The sequence below is a fragment of the Thiolapillus sp. genome (assembly GCF_048562965.1).
Classification (GTDB): Bacteria; Pseudomonadota; Gammaproteobacteria; order Chromatiales; family Chromatiaceae; genus Thiolapillus; species Thiolapillus brandeum_A.
Genome location: NZ_JBHNMF010001278.1, coordinates 1 through 728, shown reverse-complemented (window position 1 = coordinate 728; position 728 = coordinate 1). Strand labels below are relative to the sequence as shown.

Sequence of the window (728 nt, the reverse complement as noted above, 5' to 3'; positions counted from 1 at the left end):
TTCCTCTGGCATCAGCTTGTTCGCAGGCGCCGGGCGTTCTGCGTCTGGGCGGCCATCGGCTTTGACACTGCCGCACTGGGTCCAGCGCCTATAGGTGCGCGAACTGATCTCCAGTTCACTACAGGCTTTCTTCTTCGACGCACCAGCCTCTACGGCTTCATTGATCAATTCAACGGCTCTACGGCGATCTGGGACATTGATCATTCTTCCTCTGTGCCCCCCAGATCGCCTGGGCTTTTTTTCTTAGCACCAATAAGGCAGCGGTTTCTACCAGCGCCTTCTCTTTCCGTTTGAGATCCCGCTCCAACTCCTTGATCCGCTTCTCATCCGCCTTGCGGATAGCTTTCAATTGTTTGTTTTGATGGCGCTCCCAGTCATTCGCCTGCTCACACGCGGCTCGCCACTCGCTGATCTGTTCGGCATACAGCCCTCGCTCATGACAGTAAGCTGAAACCTCGGCTTCATTCATTGAAGCCGTCTCGACAACCGCTGCAAACTTATCAGCTGCACACCAGCCCTTTGGCGTGGTATCTCCATCCGGCATCAAACGACCTTCAGCACGGGCGGCCTTTCTCCAGTTGTACAGTGTCCCTTCGCTGATCCCTTCTTCTTTTGATATCTCAGGGATCGTTTTGTTGTTCGGCGGAAGCATCTTCTTCAGAACGGCTTCTTTCCGCTCTCTCGGGTAACTCATTTCCTACTCTCTCTGCCCACTCTCAATGATTGTT

Annotated in this window: 2 protein-coding genes; both read right to left on the bottom strand. The window is 53.8% G+C overall.

All coding sequences use genetic code 11. The features are described from left to right. On the bottom strand, positions 1-204 hold a 204-nt coding region (locus tag ACOCD2_RS23810; protein ID WP_293726282.1), incomplete at its 3' end, for a transposase. Then, positions 179-694 carry a transposase gene (locus ACOCD2_RS23805; protein WP_419626271.1) on the bottom strand — a complete coding sequence of 172 codons (516 nt, stop codon included), beginning with the start codon at positions 692-694 and terminating at the stop codon, positions 179-181. The genes ACOCD2_RS23805 and ACOCD2_RS23810, both read right to left, overlap by 26 nt. Positions 695-728: the final 34 nt, after the last annotated feature.

Coding starts and splice junctions, on each gene's coding strand:
- ACOCD2_RS23805 (WP_419626271.1), bottom strand. CDS start 694: ATGAGTTACCCGAGAGAGCGGAAAGAAGCCGTTCTGAAGAAGATGCTT.